This is a genomic window from Adlercreutzia mucosicola DSM 19490, from assembly GCF_000422625.1.
GTDB classification, from domain to species: Bacteria; Actinomycetota; Coriobacteriia; order Coriobacteriales; family Eggerthellaceae; genus Adlercreutzia; species Adlercreutzia mucosicola.
In genome coordinates, this window is sequence record NZ_KE383895.1 from 187,723 (window position 1) to 208,677 (window position 20,955).

Genomic DNA, 20,955 nt, shown 5'->3' on the forward strand with positions numbered 1-20,955 from the left:
GCCCCCTTCCGAGTTTGAATAAGGAGGCGAAGCCTGCGCACTAGGGGCGCGGGGGATCCCCCGCACAAAGCGTAGTCGAGGGCATCCGGGGCCGCGCTGCCGCCGTATCGTTTCGGGAAGGTTCGTCCTCATGGCGATACCGCCCGAAACGATGCCAAAGGTCATCGTTTGCGAACGATGGCGCTCGGCGGCCAAGAGCTATTCCGTGTGCTGTGTACACGGAATAGGCCTCTTGCTTTGTTGCGGGAACCTTGGGCGAGATTCGTCCGAAAGCCTCTCCATGGGCGACCCATCATTGAGGAAGATCGCGGACGAGGCGGAGGGCCGCATCAGCCATGCGGCGGGAGGCGTCTGCCCCTTCGGCGTGAAGGACGGCTGCGACGTGTGCTTCGACGAGTCCCTGCGTCGGTTCGACGTGATCTGCCCGGCATGCGGAAGCTCCAACAGCGCCATCGCCTTGACGCCCGAAGAGCTGGCGCAGACCGTGCCCGCGGGCGTCTGGGTCGATGCCTGCAAGCCTCCAGCCAAAGGGGCAGTCCTGAGCATCAAAAAGCCCTCCGCCCGAAGGCGGAGGGCTTCGCCCCTCGCGGGGCCGAGGAGGTCTAGGCGGCCTCCGGGAGGGCTTGCAGGTCCGAGCCGTCGGGAAGCTCCTGCTGCGGAATCCCGACGGAGAGGCAGTTGACGTGGTGCCGCACGAGCGCCCGGTCGCTGCCGAGGACCACGAGGGACACGGTATCGAAGCGCACCATCATGTCGGCCACGTCGTGCTCGGCCAGGTACGCCAGCGCCGACGCCTCGCGCGCCGCCCGGCTGGCCTCGTCGGAGCGCTCGCGGGGGAAGCCTCGGCTGCTATCGCGCGTCACGGTCACCTCCGCGAACACGAGGACGTCGCCCTCGCGCGCCACGATGTCGACGATGCCTGAGGGATCCTCCCAGCCGTCGTCCAGGATGTCGTAGCCCCTTCGCGAGAGGAAGCTCTCGGCGGCCTGCTTGGCCTTCGCGTTCAAGTCGTTCATGGTAGACCTCCTAAAGTTTCGGGCAGGCCCTCTTGTCCTGCCTCGTGACCCGGGAGCTGCCGAAGTCTCGCGTCTGCGCAAGGGAGGAGAGCGAAACCCGCCAGGGCTTGAGTTTTCGGGAGGCCTTGGACTTGCCCTCATTCCGCCCGAAAAGTTTTCGCGGCCCTTGCGCGGCCGCGGGGCTTCGGCGAGTATGCGGGTGAGAGGCAGGGCGGGGCTGCCGGATACGCCGGGAGGTCGATGCGACCCATGCGGGAAGCGAAGGGAAAGCCCGCCGACCCGAAGGCCGACGGGCTTGCGAGCTGCTATGCGGCAACCTGCTGGCCTCGCGGCTTGATGCGTGCCGTGTCGCCGTGGACGTAGTTGTTGCAGTTCCACGAGAAGTCGCCGTCGTGGTCGCACTTGGCGACGTATGGCAGGTCCGGGTACGTGGCCTCCCTCCTGCCGTTCGGCGCGTCGACTTCCACTGCGATGCGGTTGAACTCGGGCTGCCCGAAGCCGACGACCGGGAACGACTCCCACTTGCCGTAGACGCCGTCGTAGAGCCACACCTCGTCGCCGAGCCTCACGTCCGAGACGGGGACCTCCACCGAGTCGAGCACCCCGCCGAGCCGCAGCCCCTCGGGCATGGACGCGTCGAGGCTGCGGAGCATATCGTCGAACTCGTGCCAGGCTTCCTCCTCGGCGGGCTCGAACGCTCGCATCCCGACGGCGTTCCAGCCCTCGTCGTACTCGGTCCGCAGATGCTCGGCGATCCGCCAGCCGTCGATGACGTAGATGCCGTTGTCGCCGGGGTCCATCTGGCGGTCGGTGGTGTAGGGGCCGATGCCGAGGGACGTGCTCCCCCCGAAGAAGTTGCCCATGACCTGGCACATGCGCGCCCAGCCGTACTCGTCTTGGCTCGGCGGCCGGTAGCCCTGCAGCTCGCAGTACCGGAGCAGCGGCTCCACGGTGTCGCGTCCTCCGTTCCAGTGCAGGTAGAGCCCGACCTTGCGCTCGGACGTGGTGATGACGGCTCGGTTTCCCATGATGTGACCTCCTGGTGTTCGCGGCGCGTCCTTCCTTCGGATGCGCCTTCCTGGGAGAAGCGGCCGCCCGAGGGCGCACGTGGGGGCAAGGGGGGAAGCGAAAACCGCAGGCCTGAGCTTTCGGTCGCCTTCGTGGGTATTCAGCGGAAGGTTTTTCGCGGCCCTTGCCGCCGCGCGCGCCCTCGGGCAGCTTGGCTCCCAGGACGGGGCGTGCGGAGGGAGGACGCTCACGGAGGAGGTCGTGTGGGATGCGTGGCGCTCATAGCCTGCGCCTAGCGGTGACGGGCTGCCAGTTGGATGCGGAGGGCTTCCAGATCGCCCGATGCGATGGACTCGCGGCTGCCGAACCGCTCGATGACGCGCTCGCGCTCCTCGGGCGTGATGTCGCGGTCCTCGCCGGTCTCGGAGTCGAAGCCGACGCACACCATGTCGCCGAACACGATGTCGTACAACTCGTCGGGCTTCACGGCGCGGCTCGAGTCGTTGGGGCTCGCGTAGCCAGCGTTTGCCATCGCTTCGGTCGCGTAGATTGCGCGGTTCGGGCGGCACCCGCTCCCGGGGAGCTTGCCCTCCTCGTTGCAGTAGACGGTCGGGGCATCGTCGAACAGGTGGCTCATGGGCTCGATGCGGCCGCCCACGCACTCCTGCAGGGCGCGGAGGAACGAGCCGTTCTCGTCCGCTTCGAGGGTCTTGGGATAGGGCGCACCGCCCACAGGGACGATCATGGCCTCAAGGGTGGTCTTCATGGCTTGTTCCTTTCTGATATGTGATGGAAGAGAAGAGACCGCCCGACCCGTGGCTGGGGCCGGGCGGAGATAAGGCGTCAGGCCGCCTTGGCGATGGCCGCGCTGCTATTCAGGGGCTCGCCGTCGATGGTGTCGGCGTCGAAGGGGCACTCGTCATCATCTGCCTCGGTTGCGTCCTCGATGGCTTCGATGTCTTCGTCCTCGCCGAACACCTCGTTCTCGTCCTCGGCGGCGAAGATCCCGCTCAGGTGGTCCATCAGGTCGCGCTCCTCCTCGGAGAGCTCGTAGCCCGCGGGCATGAGCACGTCGTCCACGAAGGAGGTGAACCCGAGCAGGTCGTCCAGGTCGCGCGACCACGGCTCGTAGCCGCGCTTGAGGACGCGCTCCGGGAGGCCGGGCACGCAGGCCGGGATGGTGCGCATCAGAATGAACTGGTCGAGCGCCTTGCCGCGCGGCTCCTTGAAGCCCTCCCAGACGTCGTCGGGCTCGCACTCGTAGCAGGCCTCGAAGGCCTCGTGCGCCCACTGGCGCAGCTTCGACTGGCCCTTGGCCGGGAACTTCGGGTAGATGGACTTGGCGAACTCCGCGATACGGCCGCCCATGGCGTCGAGCGTCGCCCTGCGCCCCAGGAAGGCCTCCGTCTCCGCGACCTCCTCCGGCGTGGGCTGGTAGACGTGGGACTCGTCGTCGCAGTAGAAGGTGACGTCCGCCCCCTCGCCCCAGGCCTGGGGCCTCACGACGGCCACGAGGCCGGGGTGCCCGCAGTCGCCGCCGCATCCGTGGTAGCCCTCCCCGAGGGAGTCCCTGTCCACCACCTCGATGCCGAGGGATCCCAGCCGCGCCGCCTCCTCCTCGGCCGCCGCGCGCGCCCGGGCCTTGCGGCAGACCGCCTGGCGGTCCCAGAAGCTCTTCTTGGAGAGCACGGCCACCACGTCGTCCTCGGTGAGCACGTCGTCGTAGTCGCCCATGAGCGCCACGGCCTCGAAGTCCAGGTTCACGGCGTCCACGGGGACCACCTTCGTGCCGCGCACGTAGGATTCGGCCTTGCCCTCGGGGATGTCGGCGCTCACGGCCGCGTCCGCGACCGGGACTCCCAGCGAGAGCATGGTCTGGATGCCGCGCCCGCGCTCGGCCTCGGTGAGCTCACGGCGGTGGTTGTTCTCCGCGTTGAGGATCTGCGCGATCCGGGCGTCGTCCCAGCCGTCCATCACGTAGGCGTCAGCCTCTTCGAGTCCGAGTGACTTCATGGCGGCGGTTCTGCGGTGTCCTGCGACGAGTTGGTAGGCTTCGCCGTCGGCTACCACGATGAGCGGCGTGATCTGCCCGTTCACCTCGATGCTGCGGGCGAGCCCCGAGACGTCGCCCAGCTCCTTGCGGTTCTGGTGCTTGCTCTCGACGCACGATGAGAGCGGGATCTTGGTCGTTTCCATCTTTCAGACCTCCTTTGGTCTTGTCGGCTCGCCCCCTTCGGGCTCGCCTTGTGGCACGTGTCCCGCACGGCGGCGTCGCGGGTGCAAGAGAGGAGAGCGAAACCCGCCAGGGCTTGAGTTTTCGGGAGGTCTTGGAAGGCCTCTCTCCCCAGCCGAAAAGTTTTCGCGGCCCTTGCGCCCGGGCCGGCGCCGTGCGAACGTGCGGGCTCAAGGCGACCGGGGGCAGAGGCGTAAGCGGGAGGCCTGAGGGCGCGGCCTAGGTCCCGTCGTTGCGTCGATGTTCCGCTTTCGGGAACGCACGGTATCGAGCCGGTGCTCAGGGCAGTAAAATGAAGAGAACTAGAAAGGTCACCGCATGGATCTAGCCAAACTCGAAGCCTACAAGGAGAGTAACCGCCTCGAAGCCAAGGCCGCCCAGGGCGGTCTGCCGAAGAGCGTCTGGGAGACGGTCTCGGCGTTCGCGAACACGAGCGGCGGGGTAATTGTGCTCGGAGCCAAGGAGCGCAAAGACGGTACTTTGGAGATCGTCGGGCTCGGTGACGCCGACAAGATGCTCGACGACTTCTGGAATGCTGCGCTGAGCAAAGACAAGTTGAGCGCCAGATTCCTGCGCGACGAGGATGCCCGTATTGATGCGGTCAACGACAAGAAGGTCATCGTCATCGAGGTGCCTCGCGTCAGCAGGCTTATGCGTCCTGTGTTTCTGAACAAGGACATCCTTGGCGAGACGTGGCGGCGCACGCATACGGGCGACCACCGTTGCACTCGCGAGGAAATCCAGTCGATGCTCCGCGACGCTGAGTCGTCAAGCGATGACTCCCGTATTGCAGAGACGGCGGAGATGGACCACATCGACTATGAGACGGTTCGCAAGTACCGCACCCGCTTCGAGTTCAGAAACGAGGGACACGTCTGGAATACCGCAAGCGACAATGACTTCCTTATGTTCCTCGGCGCGGCCGGAAAAGACGCAGAAGGGGTTCTGCGGCCGACGTACGCCGGAATGCTCATGTTCAGCAAGGATTGTTGGATAACCCGCGTGCTCCCGGATTACTTCCTCGACTATCGGCAGGAGACTAGCGCTGACACTCGATGGGAGGACAGGTTCACATCGTTTACCGGAGACTGGTCGGGCAATATCTACGACTTCTACATCAAGGCGTACAACAAGCTCAAGGCTGCGTTGAGAGTTCCGTTCAAGCTGGAAGGAATCGAGCGCGTGGATGACACCCCTGCACATGAAGCTCTTCGCGAGGCCCTAGTGAACTGCCTGACCAATGCCGATTACCATGGGAGGAGCGGCGTCGTTTGCGTTTGGCGAGATGAGGCGTTGACGATCTCCAATCCTGGCAACTTCCGCATTCCTTTTGAGAAGGCTGTACAACCGGGCGAGTCGAGTCCTCGCAATGCGACAATGCTCAAGATATTCGCCATGATCGACGCAGGCGAACGCGCAGGAAGCGGCATAACCAAGATCTTCCACGGGTGGAGGGAGATGGGTTATGCAGAGCCGTCGTATAGAGAAGAGTCCGACCCTGGCAAGACGATTCTGACGTTGCCTCTTTCCGAAGTATCTGCCGGTCGCCGTCAGATACGAGCGGCAGATATTAATGCCCTCTCATCTGGGGAAAAAGAGCGCAGCAAGGCTGGCATAGTCCAGTATCTGACGGTGCACGGGCCTTCCAAATCGGCAGATATCGCATCTGGAGTTGGGCTCGGCGTCTCTTGGACCAACGAGCTTCTAAGGACGCTCGTATCCGAGGGGACCGTCGAGGCTGAAGGAAATGCTCGCGCACGAAGGTACGCGCTGCCCGCGACCTCTGACCAGCAGAAGCGCTGAGGTGGCAGAAGGACGACTCGACATAGGATCCGTTTTCGATATCATCCAAGATATCGGGGAGACTGCCGGATTGTTGCTTCAAAGCTTCGCCGGAGGATCAGCTTCAGGCCAACTCGGCCTTTGTCGATCTGATTATATTAAAGCGGTGGAGGACGGAGTGCCGTCGTTCGACCCGGGCGGTCTTCCGGAGTATGCCGGACATCCCTTCGACATCGTGAATGACAACGTGCCAACTTTCTCAGAAGAGGACAAAGCCGTCGGGGTCGGCTGTGAGCGTTACTCGGAGTTGGACGAGATGGGGCGCTGCGGCGCGGCATTCGCATTGGTGAGCGAGGAGACGATGCCGGAAGACGGCGAGTCGCGCCGTGCCATCAAGCAGATCGTCCCCAGCGGATGGCATGATGTCGAATACGATTTCGTCGAAGGTAGGAAGCTCTACAACCGCTGCCACCTGATCGGCTACAGGTTGACAGGCGAGCACGCGAACGAGCGCAACCTCATCACGGGCACACGCTACATGAACCACGCTATGCGCGTGTTCGAGAACATGGTCGCTGACCATTGCGCGCAACATGGGGATGCGGGGGTCCTCTTTCGCGTGACGCCGATCTACCGGGATGACGAGCTTGTTGCGCGGGGCGTTCAGATGGAGGCGCTCTCGATATGCGAGGACGACGCGCCGCTCCAGTTCAACGTGTACCTCCACAACATCCAGCCGGGCGTGCGCATAGACTACGCAACAGGCGCGAGCTGCCGCGACGATTCTGTGCAAGACTCCATGGTGCACGACTGCATCGTGAACGACGCGGCGAAGACATTCCACCGGACGTCATGCCCTTCCGTCCAGCTGATCAAAGACGGCCGGATGAGGAAGCATACGGGTATGAGGCAAGAGCTCATAGACGCAGGTTACAAGCCGTGCGGAAGGTGCCGACCCTGAATCTCCCATGAAGGCCCCTCGGGATGATGCCCGTAGGACAGAACGGCTCATTGACAAAGCCGTGTGAGCCTGTCACTATAATCGCACATGTCAAAGCCTTCGAGGCTTTGCAAGGGCCGGTCCTGCGGGACTGGCCCTAGTTATTTTCAGGCGCGTGCCCAGGCTGCATCCAGGTCGGCGGCGCAGGTCTCCACTATGCAGCGGACGGCGGAAAGCTCGGAGGCGGTTATCTGCTCGTCGCCGGCCTTGTCTTCGAGCATCGCCAGGAGCGATGCCGCCCCTTCCAGCCTCTCGGACGACTGGACCATAGCGTTGACCATCTCTTTGGTTGGGGAGTAACCTTCGCTTGCTGCCATGGGGCCACCTTTCCGTAAATGGAATCAGGAAGATGGTAGCCCCCGTGAATGTCAGATGAGAGGCATCCACCTCAGTTGTCACGCTGTTGGGAATTGAACACCAAATACCCAAAACGGCAGATGCCCCTCTGTCCGGTATTTGGTGTTCGTATTCAATTTAGCGTGACTCCCTTATTATAAACCGCTCCATATCCGTCCGAAGGGCACTCACAGCTTAAGCAGACGCATCGCGCGGCAAGCGCCCGTCACATGAACCTGGAGACGGAACGGAACAGCCATTTTGCGAACCTCCAAACCGCTCTCATGCGATGACTCCCCTTCCGCATGGGCCGAAGCCCTCCTCAGCGACCTCATAGCGCAGCTCCTCAAACTCGGCATTCGCGCCGGATTCTCTGAATAGGTCGAATATCCTCAAATAGCGTCCGTGGCGCTCCTCGCAGGCGGCCAGGTAGCGCTTGTAGGGACCGTCCTCCTCGCAGGCCGCGAGCACCTGCTCCTCCGGCGGCAGCGAGCCTCCCATGGCCATCTGCGAGCGGATGACGCTACGGCGCGTCTCGACCTTGCGCCACAATTTCGCGAAGTCGGGGTCGGCCTGCGCAAGCCCCACCATGTCCAGCGGCTCCCCGTCGGCGTCCAGCAGGTCGGGCGGTATGGGCTCGTCGGAGTACGCGGAGAAGCCCCCTTCGCCCTCGATCCACCGGGCCAGGTTCTTGGCGAGCTTCGCGTCGTCGCCGTTGCGCATCCAGTAGCTCTTGGCGTAGGCGGCGTAGGCGTCGATGATCTGCTCGGGCGAGAAGCCCTGCGCCACGCGCCGCTCCCAGGCCGCGAGGCAGTCGCGCTTGAACCGCAGCGAAGCGACCGGCTTGAGGGACATGGCGCACAGCCGCTCGAATGCCTCCGGGAACTCTCCCTTCCGATATTCCCTAAAACCGTCCTCCCGCTTCTTCGCTTCGTCGGCGCTTTCGTCGGGGGGACAAGAGAGGGGTTCTTTATCAGGTTCAAGGGTTTTATGGGATGAGTAATTTATAGGTGCCGGTTCCCCAGATGTGGCTTTTCCAGATACGGATTTTCCCGTTCTGGTGACGACCTGGGCTTTCACGGGGCCGCCGTCGCTCTCGCCCTCGTTCTCTGGGGAGGGCTCGGCCTCCACGTTGGCGGGCGGCTCGCGGGTGAACTCCGAGAGGATGGCGTAGCCGTCCGCCTTGAGCTCCGCCGCCACCTGCGCGTGCATGGCCGGGTCGTCGAGCGTGATCCAGGTGGCCTCCTCCGCCTTGAGGAAGCGGCCGTTCTCGCTGCGCTTGCGGGCGCGGATGATGTAGCCCGAGGACTCCAGCTCCTTTATTCCGGCCGACACGGCATCCGCGCCGTCCCTCACGAGAGAGGCGAAGCCCTTGATGGTGAACACCCACTCGGGATTGTTCTCAAGGGAGCGAATCTGACAGTAGATTCCCTTGGCCTTCGCGGAGAGGCCGTGGTCGAAGAAGATGGTGTTCTCCACGAAGGTGAACGATCCCTTGCCGCGGTGCATCACGTTGCCCATCATGCACCGCCCTGTCTGCCGCGCCTCGCCTCGGCCTGCTCAAGCAGCTCAAGGGCGCGCACGATGCGGCTCTCGATCTCGTCTCTCGTGGCGCTCGGCTTGAAGAACCGAGCGATGCTCTTCCTCGGCATCTTGAACTGCTCGACCTGGTTTGGCTTCTCCTCCTCCATGATGGAGCGCACGAGGGCGGATGTGAGCGAGCCCTCCTTGGAGTAGCGCTTCATCTTGATAGCCTGGGCGTGGGACGGGGTTGCCGCCTGAGCGCCTATAGCGTCGAGCAGCCATCCCTGCTCCTCCTGCGAGAGGTAGCTCACCTCGACGGCCGGGAGCATCTTCATGCGCCCCTCGTCGACGAGGGCAAGGAGCTCCGGCGAGAGGAAGGTCAAGCGTATGAAGCGCTGCACCTTGTCCTTGCTGACGCCAAGCTCCTCGGCCAGAATGTCACGCGACCACCTGCCGCCTGACTTCTGCGCAACTTGCGCAGAAGTCAGGTCGGTGCGCCGCCCCTGATGCTTCATCGCCTCAAGCCGCATCGAATACGCGAACGCCCGCTCGCTCGGCAGGATGGTCTCCCTCTGCAGGTTCGAGTCCACCATGGCGATGACAGCCTCGTCGTCGGTCATGGCGCGCACGATGCAGGGCGCGCTCTCAAGCCCCGCCAGTTCCGCTGCGTGCTTTCGCCTGTGACCGCTCACGAGTTCGTAGCGATCCGGCCCCGCAGCCCGCACCGTGAGCGGCACGAGCACGCCGTTCTCGGCGATACTCTCCGCAAGCCGCTCCATCTCCTCATCGTCGCGCACCTGGAAGGGATGGCCGGGGAACGGGTCGATGGCCGCCAGCGGGATGTCCGACACGCCGCCCATGGCGGAGCCGTCGCGCTCGCCCTGCGAGGTGAACAGGTCGTCCACGCCGGGCAGCGTTATGGGAACCTTCTTCCTACCCACGGCAGACCACCTCCTCAGCAAGGCGCTCGAAGGCGCTCGCCACTTTGCCGCGTCCGTCGTAGGCGAAGATGCTCGCGCCCACAGAAGGCGCCTCGGCGGCCGATACCGCCCTGGGGATCACCGTGTCGAACACGCGGCAGGCGCTGCCGTACTGATCGCGGATGGTCTGCTCGACCTCATGGGCGAGGTTGTTGCGGCTGTCGAACAGCGTGAGCAGTATGCCCTCGACGGCCAGGGCGGGATTGATCTGCCGCCTCACGCGCCCGATGGTGTTGAGCAGGCCGACCATGGCGGAGGCGGGAAGGTACTCCACCGACACTGGTATGAGCACGCTGTCGGACGCGACGAAGGCGTTCACGGGGATGATGCCGAGCGTGGGTGCGCAGTCGAAGAGGATGAAGTCGTAGTCGGCCTTGAGGGGCGAGGCCCACACGTTCAGAAGCTGCTCGCGTGACATCGCCATGAGGATGGGCATCTCCATGCCCGCCAGCTCGATGTTCGCGGGCATCAGGTCGACGCCCTCCTTGTGGGAGAGGATGCCCTCGCGGGGGTCTGCTCCCTCGCCCTCGATGACAGCGCCCAGGTGGTTCGCGATCGTCGTCTCAAGCGAGTCGGGGTCCGCCCAGCCGAGCGACTTGGTGAGATCGCCCTGCGGGTCGGTGTCCACGAGGAGCACCCTCTTCCCGCGATGCGCGAGGGCTATCCCCAAGCTCAAGGTGGTGGCGGTCTTCCCCGTGCCGCCCTTCTGGTTCGCTACTGCGATGGTTCTGCATGGCATGGCTCATGCGCCTCCTTCTGCGGTTGCCCGCATCGGGAGGTCAGACGGCCCTCGCGCGATGTGCGATGGACGTGCGTTTCGCGAAAATACTGGAAGCGCACTGGAAATATCGGGGTTTCTCGAAAAACCAAGAAGGGAGAAGGGTTTCCCAGGATTCAGAAATCATGATTCTGAACTGGGCATTTCTCGACCACGCATTTCGCGTGTTTCGCGGGTGCTTACCTCGCTAGCAGCTTGGGAAGCTTGGGCCTTACCACTTGGCGACGCCCGCGTGCTGTTGAGTTATACGCTATTGATCTTTGTCGGCCCCGACTAACAGATAAAACCACAATTTTGCTCGGCGGAACGGATGTAGTCGATGCACCTTCCCCTATGCCCATGACCGTGTTCGGGGCGTATCCTGTATAGCGGCCGAGCGTGTACGATGGGTTCTCGTGCCTCATGAGCACCGAGGCAGCAGGCCTCGCAGCCGGATTAACACCTGGAAAGCTGTACTACGGTTTTGAAGCCGCCTTCGACGGGAGCTGAGAAGGAGAGATTTCCCTGGTGCGCCCTTATCACCCGTGACGCGATTTGCAGTCCGAGCCCGTGGCGAAGGTCGAGGTTTTCGTCGGTGCTGCTCGCGTGTTCCTGAGATTTAAGAAGGGCGAGCAGGCCTTCTCCGGCCGCCCCCGCCCCGTCATCTTCAATGGTGATGAGCACATGCTCATCGGTCGCATTCAGCCCTATGCGTATGCGGCAGCCTTGCGGGTTGTGCGTGACGCTGTTCTGCAGGATATTCCCTATCGCCCGCCCGAGCAGGCGCTCATCGCACTCAACGGCCGCCTTTTCGGCCTCCTGTTCGATTTCCATCTCATAGGAATACCTCGTTTCCGGGCATGCGTTGATCGCATCTGCCACCGCCTTGCGGACGATTTTCGAGGGCTTCGCTTTCGCCTTATGCAAGGGCTGCATGTCGTATTCTAGCTGGGAGGCAAGATTCAGGTCGTTGATCAGGTTGCTGATCTTGGCGCTCTGCGCGCTGATAAGGGCAGCGCGGCCAGACGCATCCGATGGGGCAGAGGGGTCGCTGGCGATGCGCTCCGCATTTCCCATGATGAGGGTGAGCGGGGTGCGGATGTCATGGGATATGCCGGCAATCCAGTTCGCGCGCGCCTCATTCTGCTTGGCGATGAGGTCGGACGCGCGAGTCACGCTCTCCGAAAGGTTCGCAAGTGTCCCCTTCGGCAGGGAATGCGCCGCCTTGCCCGTTCCCAGCGCCTCGATGGCATCCTCGATGGGCTCCAATCCAGACAGAGTGCGCCTCTTTGAGAGCCAATAGGCTAGAAAGAGGCAGCCGACATCGAGGAACGCCATCACCACGAGGAAAGACGGGAGAGCTTGCACCGCCCGCATGGGGATATAGTTGCCCGTGATCTTCATGTAGCTGTCCTTGGGATAGCCCAAGACCAGCAGGCCGGCGTCAGTGACGCGCGTGAAAACAGGGTAGTCGGAGATATACCCCTTCGAGAAGCGCGCGACATCCTGCAGGGTGTAGTGGAGGGGAACGCCCTCGGGAGCGTCGACCGACCACGAGCAGTCCCCATCCGGCTTTATGAACAGCGCCCATAGGCCGTTTTCCCGTAGCTTGCTCTTCGCCTCCGGAGACGCCTCCGATGCGCTTGTTGTGTCCTCAATGGCATGAAGCATGGCCACGGGCGAGGCGTCTCCGGCCTCATGGGCGACTGCTCCGGAGAAGAAGATGCCGAACGCTGCCGCATTGAACGCCAGCAAAGCGACCATCAGGGCGGCGAAGAACGCGAGGTTTCTCGCGATATAGGGGCGCAGGGACTTCACGGCATCACCTGCAAACCATCAGCTTGTACCCGAGCCCCTTGCAGGTGATGAGCGACACAGGATGCGAGGGATCGCGCTCGATCTTCTCCCGCACGCGCCTGATGTGGGCATTGAGGGGGTTCTCGTACCCGAATGCGTCCCCGCCCCACAAGGCATTGCAAATGGCATCGGTTGTGACCACCTTGCCCTGATTGCGGGAAAGGATCTCCAGCAGCGCGAACTCCTTTGCCGTGAGCGAGACCGGGCCGTCTTCGCGCACGGCTTCGGCCCTGTCGAAATCGATCACGCAATAATCAAGTTGGACCTTTGGCTCAACCGCGGGGTATGACCTCCTGAGTACTGCATAGACGCGCAGCAAGAGCTCCTGGGGAAGGAATGGCTTGGGAATGTAGTCGTCGGCTCCCAGGCCCAGGCCCGATATCCTGTCGATGGGCTCGTCTTTCGCCGTGAGGAATATCACAGGGATGTCGGACGACTTGCGCACCTGCCGCATGAGCGAGAACCCGTCGCCATCGGGAAGCATCACGTCCAAGATTGCCAACTCCGGATTAACTTCATCGAAGCGCTCAAGCGCATCCTTTGCATTTGCCGCGGTGAATATCTCCCCGAACCCCGCGTCGGTCAGGATATCTGACACGAGGGCAAGAAGCTCCGGCTCGTCGTCCACGAGCAAGATCCTTTTGCTGTGCAAGAGAGCGTAATCCACGAGGCGCCTTTCTCAAACCTATCCGCTGTACAGAATACAGTCCCGCCCCTGGGCCGTACGCGAAAGTAAGGAAAAAGTCAGGTGCGCAATCGAGGAATGTCAGGCGGGGCGAATACCTTGATCTCCGTCGAAAGGAGCAACGATGAAACATGCGCAACCAGGGCGTTCGAGGCGCCATCCTCTCATCATCGAGACCCGCAATCTGACGAAGCGCTACAAGGACTTCGTCGCCGTCAACGATGTCTCAATGCATGTGCGGAAGGGGAGCATCTACGGGTTCCTCGGGCCCAACGGAGCAGGAAAGTCAACGACCATGAAGATGCTGCTCGGCCTCACGGCGCCCACATCGGGCGCCTTCGAGATCGATGGCATGCGCTTTCCGGACAGTCGGGTGGCGATCCTCAAGGAGGTCGGATCCTTCATCGAGTCCCCCTCTTACTACGCCAACCTCACCGGAAGGGAGAACCTCGATATCATCCGGAGGATACTGGGCCTGCCTGCGAGCTCCGTGGACGAGGCCCTGGAACTCGTGGGCCTGTCGGAGTTCGGCGGCCGCCTCGCGAAGAAGTACTCGCTTGGCATGAAGCAGCGGCTGGGGCTTGCCGAGGCCCTTCTTGGAAGGCCTCCGATCCTCATCCTCGACGAGCCGACGAACGGCCTGGACCCTGCTGGAATACACGAGATCAGAAACCTCGTCAAATCGCTGCCGAAGGCCTTCGACTGCACGGTGCTCGTCTCTTCCCACATGCTGTCGGAGATCGAGCTTGTGGCTGACGATATCGGCATCTTGAACCATGGGACGATGCTCTACGAGGGAAGCCTCGACAACCTGCGCGCCCAGGCGCTTGCCTCGGGCTACGCCGCCGAGAACCTGGAAGAGCTGTTCTTGGCGATGATAGAGCAGGACAACCTCTTGCGGAAGCAGAGGGCCGTCCTATGAGCGCGCTGTCGATCGAGCTGCGCAAAGAGCGCAGGACGGGCATCGTTTTCGTGCTCTTGGCGATCGGCGTCTTGGGAGCCCTTTACGCATGCGCGAACTTCCTCGTTCGCGGAGAGACGCTGCTCAGCATGCCGCTCGACCCGATGGACATCCTGCTCACGCAGCTCTACGGGATGATCGTCGTCACCAACATGTTCGGGGTCATCGTGGCGGCGTGCATGATCTACGGCATGGAGTTCAGGGGCGATGCCATCAAGAAAATGCTCGTGATGCCCATGAAGATGCCTTCGATGTACGGGAGCAAGTTCCTCGTCCTCGTTATTGGGCTCCTCATCGCCGTCGCGATGCAGAACGGAGTGCTCGCCCTGATTGGAGCGAGCAGTCTGCCCGAAGGGGCGTACGATCCCGGCGCTGTGATCGCCTTCGCCGGCTACTCGCTCATCACCAGCATGCCCGTTCTCACCCTCATGCTGCTCGTGTCGTCGCGCATCGAGAACATGTGGATACCCCTCGGCATAGGCGTGGCGGGCTTCTTGAGCGCCATGGCGCTCGCCAGCGTCGACTCGCCCCTCGTCCTAGCCCACCCCTTCGTCCTGATGCTGAAGCCGGCGATCGCCATGAGCGCCCAGCCGGAGTTCCTGGCCATCGCGGTTTCGGCGGCGCAGACGGTCATCTTCCTTGCGGCCGGGCTCTGGCTTTCCGGCCGCGGGCGCTACGAGTAGGAGGCAGTTATGGGATTTACAAGCCTTATCGGAATCGAGTTCATGAAGGTGCGCAGGTCGAAGATCGTCCCGCTCATCTTCATTGCGCCCATCCTCGTGGTCGTATCGGGGGTGGCGAACTTGAGCCGCTACTTCACCCCCGAGTACACAAACGCATGGCCCGCGATGTTCGTCCAGAGCGCGCTCGTGTACGCGTATTACCTGCTCCCGCTCAGCATGATCGTCGTGTGCGTGATGATTGCGGGCAGGGAGACGTCGCACAACGGCATCCTGAAGATGCTTGCGCTCCCCGTCAGCCGCTACAAGCTCTCCCTGGCGAAGTTCGTGGTCGTCGCGTTCTTCCTTCTCATGGAGATCGCCGTGTTCTTCGCGGTCTTCGTGATCGTCGGGCTAATCGCCACCCAGATGATGGGGGTGCAGGAGACATTGCCCATCGGCTACCTGCTGAAGTCCTGCGCGGGCCTTTTCCTGACCATGCTGCCCGCCGTTGCCGCCATGTGGGCGATAACGGTGGTCTTCGAGAAGCCCCTCATCACCGTCGGGCTCAACCTGCTTCTCGTCATCCCGGGCGTTCTCGTCGCGAACACCCCCGCCTGGATAGCTTATCCGTACTGCTATAGCGGCTACCTCGTCTCGTGCTCGCTCCATGACTTCACGGCCGGAATGGCATCGACCGCGTTCCAGCCGTTCCCGTTCGTCCTCTTCGCGGCGCTGCTCTTCGCGGCGTTCCTCTCATTGTCGGTGCTTCGATTCGGAAAAAAGGAAATGAGGTAAGAAATGAACACGAAGATCGTTTCACCCTCGGGGCGCAAGAGAGGGCAGGCAGCACGCGTTGGGTCAGTTGCGCATAGGGAAACCGCTCGTCATAACTCAACTGGAACCGTTCGGCCATCCGATTTCAGAGTGGAGGAGAGCTCGCCGCCTTCATAATCGACCGATAGGGCAGGTCCTTCCAACACCACCACAGCATCGGAGCCGTCTTTGGCGCAGGTGCAGACTGCATCGCCGTCCAGGCGGTTGACGAAGCAAAGGCCGCCCTCGGTGAGACAGAAGCTGCGGGCGATGATGTTTCCCACGGGAGCAACTTCCCGGGTTTGGGTGTCGTAGGCCTGAAGGCGCGAATCCTCGTCTACAAAGTAAATGGCGCGACCGTCGAAGGCTATGTTGCCGCTGGCGGGGATGGCGAGCGTCTGCACCGACCGCGTGGCTCGATCCACCTCGACGATCTTATCGTTCGCCACGAAAAAGAAACTGCGGTCGTTCAGGAAAAAACTGCGGCAATCCGGAAGAAACGCCCAGGTATCGCCGACCGTGTAGTCGATTCCCAGCAGGGAGCGATCGCTGTCGGCGATCTGCTCGAAAATCACGTGGCGCTCCAGCGTGTCCGCATTAAGGCGCACGATGCTGAACTGGGTGAACGTGCTGTTGTAATTGCCAACCCGGTCGATGTATTGTTGGGTTCGCGAAGTAAGGTAGTAAATGCAAGAGCCGGCCACATAGGCGCCCGTCACGGACTCCCCGTCCGAAAAGGCGCCGAAAAGCGGCGATGTTTCCACGGCCATCGCTGCGGCACCTTCGCGTTCTAAGGTGTAGGTTCGGGTTTCGTCGTCGAGCGCCACGGCAAAGCCGTCGCCTGCCACGCTTTGGGCGGCAGAGTTGTAGACCACGGTTTCGGCGGCCTCGGAAGAGCATCCAGTTACAGGCAGCAGAAGAGCGACGGCAAGCAGAAGGGCGGCCGCGGGCTTTGCCTTGCTGCCGAAGCGGGGCCTTCTCTCCAAGAGCCAGCAGTTCGTGCTGCGCCGCACCGTTCCGTACAGCGCGAGCATCGTAAGCGCCGCCGAAATTCCCGTCACCAGCGCGAATTCCCACGGGGACACTTCGGCAAACACGGCGATTGCCTCCCCTCCGTCGCCCTGAGCAAAGCGGCCGCCCTCCAAGAATCCCGTCGCCAGCAAGAACGGCAGGGGAAGGGGCAGGCGGAAGATGAATTGCTCCGGCAGTCCGATGAAGGGGATGAGGGTGGCAGCGGCGCCGATAAGAGCCGTCAGTGCGTACTTCCTCACTATAACCGAGGCGAAGAGGAGCAAGGCCGCGAGCATCACCGCGCCGAAGCAACGGAGGGCGGCGGCCGCTACGAACGCCTCTGCAAGAGAGAGGCTCTTCTCGCTGGTGCCGAAAAGCGGAACGCTCTGGAGGGGATAGTCCCCGTGGGGCAGCCCGTATTTCACCGCGAAGAACGTGAGCTGGAGAAGGGAGAGCGCGACACAAAGGGCAACGGCGGAACCGATGACGATGAGCACCTTGCACCGGGCGCTTGCGCGGCCCTCGGGGGTCGTGCGCAAAAGCGCGTCCATCTGGCAGGCGTATTCCGAGCAGAAAGCCGCGGCGGCCAGATACAAGACGGCCAGCAGCACCGCGAAATCCAGCGTCTGGACAGAGAGAAGCCCGGCCCAGCCGTTCGTCTCAAGGAAGTATCGGTTGGTCGGGCTCTCCGATACATAGAGGTACTGCTGGAAGGCGGCGTCGAAGCCCCGCTCGTGGGCCAGCACCTCCCCGGCCTGGGCCGCCGCACTTTCGTAATCCTCAGCCGAGGTGAGGCCGCTGTAGTAGCTTTCCTGCGCTTCGGCACGGGCGGCTTTCGCTTCCGTGATGGCCTCGCTCTCGTCTTGAAGCCAGGCCTCCTTCTGGTCGTTCAACGCCCCGTCCAGCCTTTCCAGGCACCAGGCGTAATCGGATCGGTGCTCTTGCATGGCGATGTTCTGGGGCTGTTCGGTCGCCGCCAGCCAGACCCCGCTGACCACCAGGGCCGCCAGCAGACAGGCCAACCCTCGCTGCCCGATCATGAGCTTCTTCCATTCATAGGCGAGCACCATCATCGCAGCCTCCTTATGGGGCAGTAGGTGTTTCGCGGCGAAAGCAGATAGATGGCTGCGGCAACGACGAGCCCCGCAACCAGGGAGATTGCGAGCGCTGCCTGCCAGGACAGGACGGGGAAGCCGCCGATGTCCAGAAACTCCGTTTGGGCCAGGAGGGGGCGGCCCGCCAGCAGCGAATAGGGATCGAGCGCTTTCGCCCAGACAAAGTGGGAATAGGCCGCGCTCGCGCCGCCGATGACGAGCACGGCGGTGAGCGCGAAGTTGGCGACAAGGGGAATAAGGGCGTTTCTGCCCCGCAGCGACACCGCAAGCCAGACCATGCCCAAAGCCCAGAGCCCGACGCTTCGCAGCGCCGCCGCCAGCACCGCGAATTGGAGGACGCTGAGGTCGATAGGTGCCTCGGCGAAGCTGGGGATGGCGTACACCGGCAAATTCAGGCCCTCTAAGGTACCGAAGGCGACCCCGAAGCCCGCCAGGTCAAGCAGCGAGAACCACATGGTCACCAGCAGCAAAAACCCGCTGGCTGCCATCAGCTTCGCGAGAACGGTGCGGCTGCCGCCATTGGGATTCGTGAGCAGCAACCGGTCCATCTGCGTTTCCCGCTCCTCCACGAAGGTGCCGGCCACGCCGTAAAGCCCCAGAAGCAGCACGAGAACGAGGGAGAAGTCGTAGTTCAGGTAGTAGTTGGCCATCTCCGTGTAGGCGAAGTCGGGCACGGTGCGACCGGCGTAGATCTGGTAGAGGGCGGCGCTTTCCCGCTGTTGGTACAAGGCCCCGGCCTGAGCCGCGGCCTCGGCGTTCTGGCGCGCCTTTTCCGCCACCGATGCAGCACGGTCGCCATATTCGTAGCAATACTGCATGGGATCGACGAAGTACTTCTCCAGTAGATTCCGATCGCTGTAGAGATTTCCCGTCAGGGAGTTGGCGTCGTCGGTGGCGGTGCTGGCGGTCATGTCCGCCGTGGCCTGGGCTAAAGGCTGCCACGTCGCCAGCAGCTGCTGCACCTTTTCGGGCGTAATGGGGCCTTGGTACTGGTCGTAGAGCTGCCAGTAGACGGTGTGCCAGCTGTGCTCGCCGCCGCCGTCGGCCAGAAACGAATAGGCATCCCACTCGCTGTAGATCTTGGCCAGGTTTATAACGCTGAACAGGACGAAGAGCACGAGCACCGATCGCCGACAGAAAAGCTTGGCGAATTCGTACCAGACTAGGCGCATGGTGCATCGCCGTCCTGGCAGAAATACAGGAACACGTCTTCCAGGTTCGGTCGCGCTGGCCGAGCCCCCGCACAGGGGCACTCGTCGCTGACGATACGAAGCGAGAAGAGGGCACCGTCCTGTTTCATGTTGCCGATGCAGCAGCGTTCGGCCAGCCGCCGGGATTGTTCCAGGTCCGCCGTTACCTCCCACACTTTGCCCGCGATGCTCTGCTCCAGTGCGCTCGGGGCTCCCTGCATGAGCAGCTTGCCGCGGCGCAGCAGCAGGATTTCCGTGGCAATGCACTCAACGTCGGGCACGATGTGGGTGGCTAGAAGGATGGTGCGCCCAGGGGCGAAGCGGGAGATAAGGTTGCGAAAGCGGATGCGCTCGCCCGGGTCCAGGCCGGCGGTGGGCTCGTCCAGCACCAGGACCTTCGGGTCGGATAGCATGGCCTGGGCAATGCCGAGTCTCTGGCGCATGCCCCCCGAAAGGGCGCCGATCTTCTTGTCCCGCGCGTCGGACAGATTCACGGTGTCCAGCAATTCCGCCGCGCGGCTTCGCGCCAAAGCCGGGGGCAGGCTTTTCAGCGCTCCCATGTAGAGGAGGAAATCCCCCACGGTGAAGTCACGGTAGAAGACCGGGTACTGCGGCATATAGCCCAAATCGGCTAGAAACGCGCGGCCCTGCGCCCCAACGTCGCGCCCATCGGCTCTCACTGTCCCGCCGTCGGCGCGCAAGATGCCCACGAGGATGCTGATGAGCGTCGTCTTCCCGGCGCCGTTTTCGCCCAGCAGCCCGAAAACGCCTTCGCCCAGCGTGGCACTGAAGTCTTTGAGGGCGTACTTGCCCTTGTAGCATTTCGCTACGTTATCGAACTGAATCTCCATGCTAGGCTCCAAAGCTGAACGTGGCGACTGCCGTGTCGATTTCCTCTATGCCGCAGCCCAGAAGCACGATGGCGGCCTGCGCATCATCTAGAAGGATCACCTGGGGAATCCGCCCCACGTAGCGGGAATCGTCCACCTCGATGGTCTCGGTGGCCAGAAGCTCGCCGGAGTCAACGGCATAGACCCGCACGGTGAGCACGTCGCCCAGTTCGGCGGTGGCGACGTATTTGCCCTGTTCGGACACGTAGACACCGTCCCCTCCCTCGTCGCTCGCGGAAAAGGCGAGCCGATGCGCGGCGCCGCTTGCCGTATCGACCCAGGGAAGGCTCCCGTCGACATGGGAAATCGCAGGGGGAAAGAACAGCCGGCCGTCGGCTCGTAGCATCTCCTCGACGCCCTCCGATTCCAGCCAGTCAAGCTCAAGCTCGCTGCCGTCGATGCCTATGGTTCCCCATACCGGCGCGCTGTCCTCGCCATCTCCGCTTTCGGCGGAAAAGCCGTCGCCGAAAAAGGCCACGCGGTCGTCGTCGGGGGTGAATGCGGCGCCGTTCAGCGAGGTCGCCATGCAGCTGGAGCCGCCGATGCCTTGGGCAGTGTCGAGCAGGGTAGTCAGCTGGCCGGCCGGGCGGTCGTAAAGGTAGAGGGCGCTAAGGCCAGCGATGGCCAGCCGATTCCCGTCGCTCGACGCCGCCACACAGCCGGGATCGAGCACCGGATCGCCGGACAGAAGCTCTTCCAGCTCCAGAGTTTCCTCCAGCTTCAACTCGCTGTCGTAGATGTACGCGACCGCCCCCGCATCGCCCATAACCGTGAGGACGATGCCGTCTTTGAACGGTGCTGCGCCAAAATCTCGCATCGGTGCCGGAGCCGGGCAGTGGGCCAGCACCGTGCCGGAGGCGGTATCGTAGAGGTACAGCTCATCAGCGCAGACGAGCAACGTGCCCGCCTGGGCATAGGAACAGCCCGTGAGCTTTCCCTGGAGAGGAGCGCTGTCGAAAGCGAAGGAGCCTGACGTTTGGGCGGGGTCATCGTCCTTCATGACATCGGAAGCTGGCAGCGGGGCGGCCGGTGTTTCCGGCGTCGCCTCTTCGGAGTTGTCCGTTGGTACAGGCGCGCTGCAGGCTCCCAGGACAAGTAGCGACAGGGCCAGTGCGGCGCAAAGTGCTTTTCTCAT

20 protein-coding genes are annotated in these 20,955 nt (G+C 63.0%); 6 read left to right on the plus strand and 14 right to left on the minus strand.

Annotated features, from left to right (window positions below; genetic code table 11):
* The first annotated feature begins 280 nt into the window (after nt 1–280).
* Nucleotides 281–682 carry a YbaK/EbsC family protein gene (locus G503_RS16930; RefSeq protein WP_328285577.1) on the plus strand — a complete coding sequence of 134 codons (402 nt, stop codon included), beginning with the start codon at nt 281–283 and terminating at the stop codon, nt 680–682.
* Here the strand turns inward: G503_RS16930 and G503_RS15105 are convergent.
* The 4 genes from G503_RS15105 to G503_RS15110 form a co-directional block, all read right to left on the minus strand.
* Nucleotides 603–1,016, minus strand: coding sequence for a YraN family protein (locus tag G503_RS15105; RefSeq protein ID WP_051191223.1), 414 nt, complete (start codon nt 1,014–1,016; stop codon nt 603–605). The two genes, G503_RS16930 and G503_RS15105, sit on opposite strands and share 80 nt — an antisense overlap.
* Before the next feature lie 305 nt (nt 1,017–1,321).
* Nucleotides 1,322–2,044, minus strand: coding sequence for a hypothetical protein (locus G503_RS0111855; protein ID WP_028027730.1), 723 nt, complete (start codon nt 2,042–2,044; stop codon nt 1,322–1,324).
* Between the two features lie 272 nt (nt 2,045–2,316).
* Nucleotides 2,317–2,790 (minus strand): DUF3846 domain-containing protein, encoded by a 474-nt coding sequence (locus tag G503_RS0111860; protein ID WP_028027731.1) that lies wholly within the window; start codon nt 2,788–2,790, stop codon nt 2,317–2,319.
* A gap of 77 nt (nt 2,791–2,867) precedes the next feature.
* A complete protein-coding gene (locus G503_RS15110; RefSeq protein WP_084636598.1) occupies nt 2,868–4,220 on the minus strand; it encodes a ParB/RepB/Spo0J family partition protein in 1,353 nt (450 codons plus the stop codon).
* 355 nt (nt 4,221–4,575) lie between these two features.
* Between G503_RS15110 and G503_RS0111870 the strand changes: the two genes are divergently transcribed.
* Together G503_RS0111870 and G503_RS15115 are read left to right on the plus strand one after the other, a co-directional pair.
* Nucleotides 4,576–6,060, plus strand: coding sequence for an ATP-binding protein (locus G503_RS0111870; RefSeq protein ID WP_028027732.1), 1,485 nt, complete (start codon nt 4,576–4,578; stop codon nt 6,058–6,060).
* A gap of 1 nt (nt 6,061) precedes the next feature.
* The gene (locus G503_RS15115; protein ID WP_051191224.1) at nt 6,062–7,000 is read left to right on the plus strand and encodes a DNA/RNA non-specific endonuclease; all 939 of its coding nucleotides are present in this window, start codon (nt 6,062–6,064) and stop codon (nt 6,998–7,000) included.
* Between the two features lie 146 nt (nt 7,001–7,146).
* Here G503_RS15115 and G503_RS0111880 read toward each other — a convergent pair whose 3' ends face one another.
* From G503_RS0111880 to G503_RS0111905, 6 genes are all read right to left on the minus strand, one after another.
* On the minus strand, nt 7,147–7,356 hold the full coding sequence (locus G503_RS0111880; protein ID WP_028027733.1) for a hypothetical protein: 210 nt from the start codon (nt 7,354–7,356) through the stop codon (nt 7,147–7,149).
* 301 nt (nt 7,357–7,657) lie between these two features.
* Entirely contained in the window at nt 7,658–8,899 is a 1,242-nt protein-coding gene (locus tag G503_RS0111885) for a helix-turn-helix domain-containing protein (RefSeq protein ID WP_028027734.1), read from the minus strand.
* On the minus strand, nt 8,896–9,840 hold the full coding sequence (locus tag G503_RS0111890) for a ParB/RepB/Spo0J family partition protein (protein ID WP_035023065.1): 945 nt from the start codon (nt 9,838–9,840) through the stop codon (nt 8,896–8,898). The genes G503_RS0111885 and G503_RS0111890 overlap by 4 nt, the downstream gene beginning before the upstream one ends.
* Nucleotides 9,833–10,618, minus strand: a complete 786-nt coding sequence (locus G503_RS0111895; protein WP_028027736.1) for a ParA family protein — start codon at nt 10,616–10,618, stop codon at nt 9,833–9,835. The genes G503_RS0111890 and G503_RS0111895 overlap by 8 nt, the downstream gene beginning before the upstream one ends.
* A gap of 474 nt (nt 10,619–11,092) precedes the next feature.
* Nucleotides 11,093–12,454 carry a sensor histidine kinase gene (locus G503_RS0111900; RefSeq protein WP_028027737.1) on the minus strand — a complete coding sequence of 454 codons (1,362 nt, stop codon included), beginning with the start codon at nt 12,452–12,454 and terminating at the stop codon, nt 11,093–11,095.
* Between the two features lie 4 nt (nt 12,455–12,458).
* Complete coding sequence (locus G503_RS0111905) at nt 12,459–13,121, minus strand: response regulator transcription factor (protein WP_235715564.1); 663 nt, start codon at nt 13,119–13,121, stop codon at nt 12,459–12,461.
* 181 nt (nt 13,122–13,302) lie between these two features.
* Here G503_RS0111905 and G503_RS0111910 point away from each other — a divergent pair, with 181 nt between their 5' ends.
* Genes G503_RS0111910 through G503_RS0111920 form a run of 3 tightly spaced genes read left to right on the plus strand, consistent with a single transcriptional unit; the run spans nt 13,303 to nt 15,596 of the window.
* The gene (locus G503_RS0111910) at nt 13,303–14,100 is read left to right on the plus strand and encodes an ABC transporter ATP-binding protein (protein ID WP_051191227.1); all 798 of its coding nucleotides are present in this window, start codon (nt 13,303–13,305) and stop codon (nt 14,098–14,100) included.
* Nucleotides 14,097–14,822, plus strand: coding sequence for an ABC transporter permease (locus G503_RS0111915; RefSeq protein ID WP_028027740.1), 726 nt, complete (start codon nt 14,097–14,099; stop codon nt 14,820–14,822). The genes G503_RS0111910 and G503_RS0111915 overlap by 4 nt, the downstream gene beginning before the upstream one ends.
* Before the next feature lie 9 nt (nt 14,823–14,831).
* Nucleotides 14,832–15,596 (plus strand): ABC transporter permease, encoded by a 765-nt coding sequence (locus G503_RS0111920; RefSeq protein ID WP_028027741.1) that lies wholly within the window; start codon nt 14,832–14,834, stop codon nt 15,594–15,596.
* Nucleotides 15,597–15,685: 89 nt separating this feature from the next.
* Here the strand turns inward: G503_RS0111920 and G503_RS15120 are convergent, their stop codons facing one another.
* From G503_RS15120 to G503_RS0111940, 4 genes are read right to left on the minus strand one after another with little or no spacing between them, the layout of a single operon-like run.
* Nucleotides 15,686–17,698: a hypothetical protein gene (locus tag G503_RS15120; protein WP_051191229.1), complete on the minus strand. Its 2,013-nt coding sequence runs from the start codon at nt 17,696–17,698 to the stop codon at nt 15,686–15,688.
* Nucleotides 17,695–18,912 (minus strand): hypothetical protein, encoded by a 1,218-nt coding sequence (locus G503_RS0111930; RefSeq protein WP_035023068.1) that lies wholly within the window; start codon nt 18,910–18,912, stop codon nt 17,695–17,697. Before G503_RS0111930 ends, G503_RS15120 begins: the two co-directional genes overlap by 4 nt.
* The gene (locus G503_RS0111935; RefSeq protein WP_028027743.1) at nt 18,903–19,781 is read right to left on the minus strand and encodes an ABC transporter ATP-binding protein; all 879 of its coding nucleotides are present in this window, start codon (nt 19,779–19,781) and stop codon (nt 18,903–18,905) included. Before G503_RS0111935 ends, G503_RS0111930 begins: the two co-directional genes overlap by 10 nt.
* A gap of 1 nt (nt 19,782) precedes the next feature.
* Nucleotides 19,783–20,955, minus strand: coding sequence for a WD40 repeat domain-containing protein (locus G503_RS0111940; RefSeq protein WP_156892014.1), 1,173 nt, complete (start codon nt 20,953–20,955; stop codon nt 19,783–19,785).

What these genes read in the sequence shown, in the direction of transcription:
- G503_RS0111895 (WP_028027736.1), bottom strand. Translation starts at nt 10,618, where the DNA reads ATGCCATGCAGAACCATCGCAGTAGCGAACCAGAAGGGCGGCACGGGG.
- G503_RS0111880 (WP_028027733.1), bottom strand. Translation starts at nt 7,356, where the DNA reads ATGGCAGCAAGCGAAGGTTACTCCCCAACCAAAGAGATGGTCAACGCT.
- G503_RS0111910 (WP_051191227.1), top strand. Translation starts at nt 13,303, where the DNA reads ATGAAACATGCGCAACCAGGGCGTTCGAGGCGCCATCCTCTCATCATC.
- G503_RS0111915 (WP_028027740.1), top strand. Translation starts at nt 14,097, where the DNA reads ATGAGCGCGCTGTCGATCGAGCTGCGCAAAGAGCGCAGGACGGGCATC.
- G503_RS15120 (WP_051191229.1), bottom strand. Translation starts at nt 17,698, where the DNA reads ATGATGGTGCTCGCCTATGAATGGAAGAAGCTCATGATCGGGCAGCGA.
- G503_RS0111860 (WP_028027731.1), bottom strand. Translation starts at nt 2,790, where the DNA reads ATGAAGACCACCCTTGAGGCCATGATCGTCCCTGTGGGCGGTGCGCCC.
- G503_RS0111855 (WP_028027730.1), bottom strand. Translation starts at nt 2,044, where the DNA reads ATGGGAAACCGAGCCGTCATCACCACGTCCGAGCGCAAGGTCGGGCTC.
- G503_RS0111920 (WP_028027741.1), top strand. Translation starts at nt 14,832, where the DNA reads ATGGGATTTACAAGCCTTATCGGAATCGAGTTCATGAAGGTGCGCAGG.
- G503_RS0111885 (WP_028027734.1), bottom strand. Translation starts at nt 8,899, where the DNA reads ATGATGGGCAACGTGATGCACCGCGGCAAGGGATCGTTCACCTTCGTG.
- G503_RS0111935 (WP_028027743.1), bottom strand. Translation starts at nt 19,781, where the DNA reads ATGGAGATTCAGTTCGATAACGTAGCGAAATGCTACAAGGGCAAGTAC.
- G503_RS15105 (WP_051191223.1), bottom strand. Translation starts at nt 1,016, where the DNA reads ATGAACGACTTGAACGCGAAGGCCAAGCAGGCCGCCGAGAGCTTCCTC.
- G503_RS16930 (WP_328285577.1), top strand. Translation starts at nt 281, where the DNA reads ATGGGCGACCCATCATTGAGGAAGATCGCGGACGAGGCGGAGGGCCGC.
- G503_RS0111930 (WP_035023068.1), bottom strand. Translation starts at nt 18,912, where the DNA reads ATGCGCCTAGTCTGGTACGAATTCGCCAAGCTTTTCTGTCGGCGATCG.
- G503_RS0111940 (WP_156892014.1), bottom strand. Translation starts at nt 20,955, where the DNA reads ATGAGAAAAGCACTTTGCGCCGCACTGGCCCTGTCGCTACTTGTCCTG.
- G503_RS15110 (WP_084636598.1), bottom strand. Translation starts at nt 4,220, where the DNA reads ATGGAAACGACCAAGATCCCGCTCTCATCGTGCGTCGAGAGCAAGCAC.
- G503_RS0111870 (WP_028027732.1), top strand. Translation starts at nt 4,576, where the DNA reads ATGGATCTAGCCAAACTCGAAGCCTACAAGGAGAGTAACCGCCTCGAA.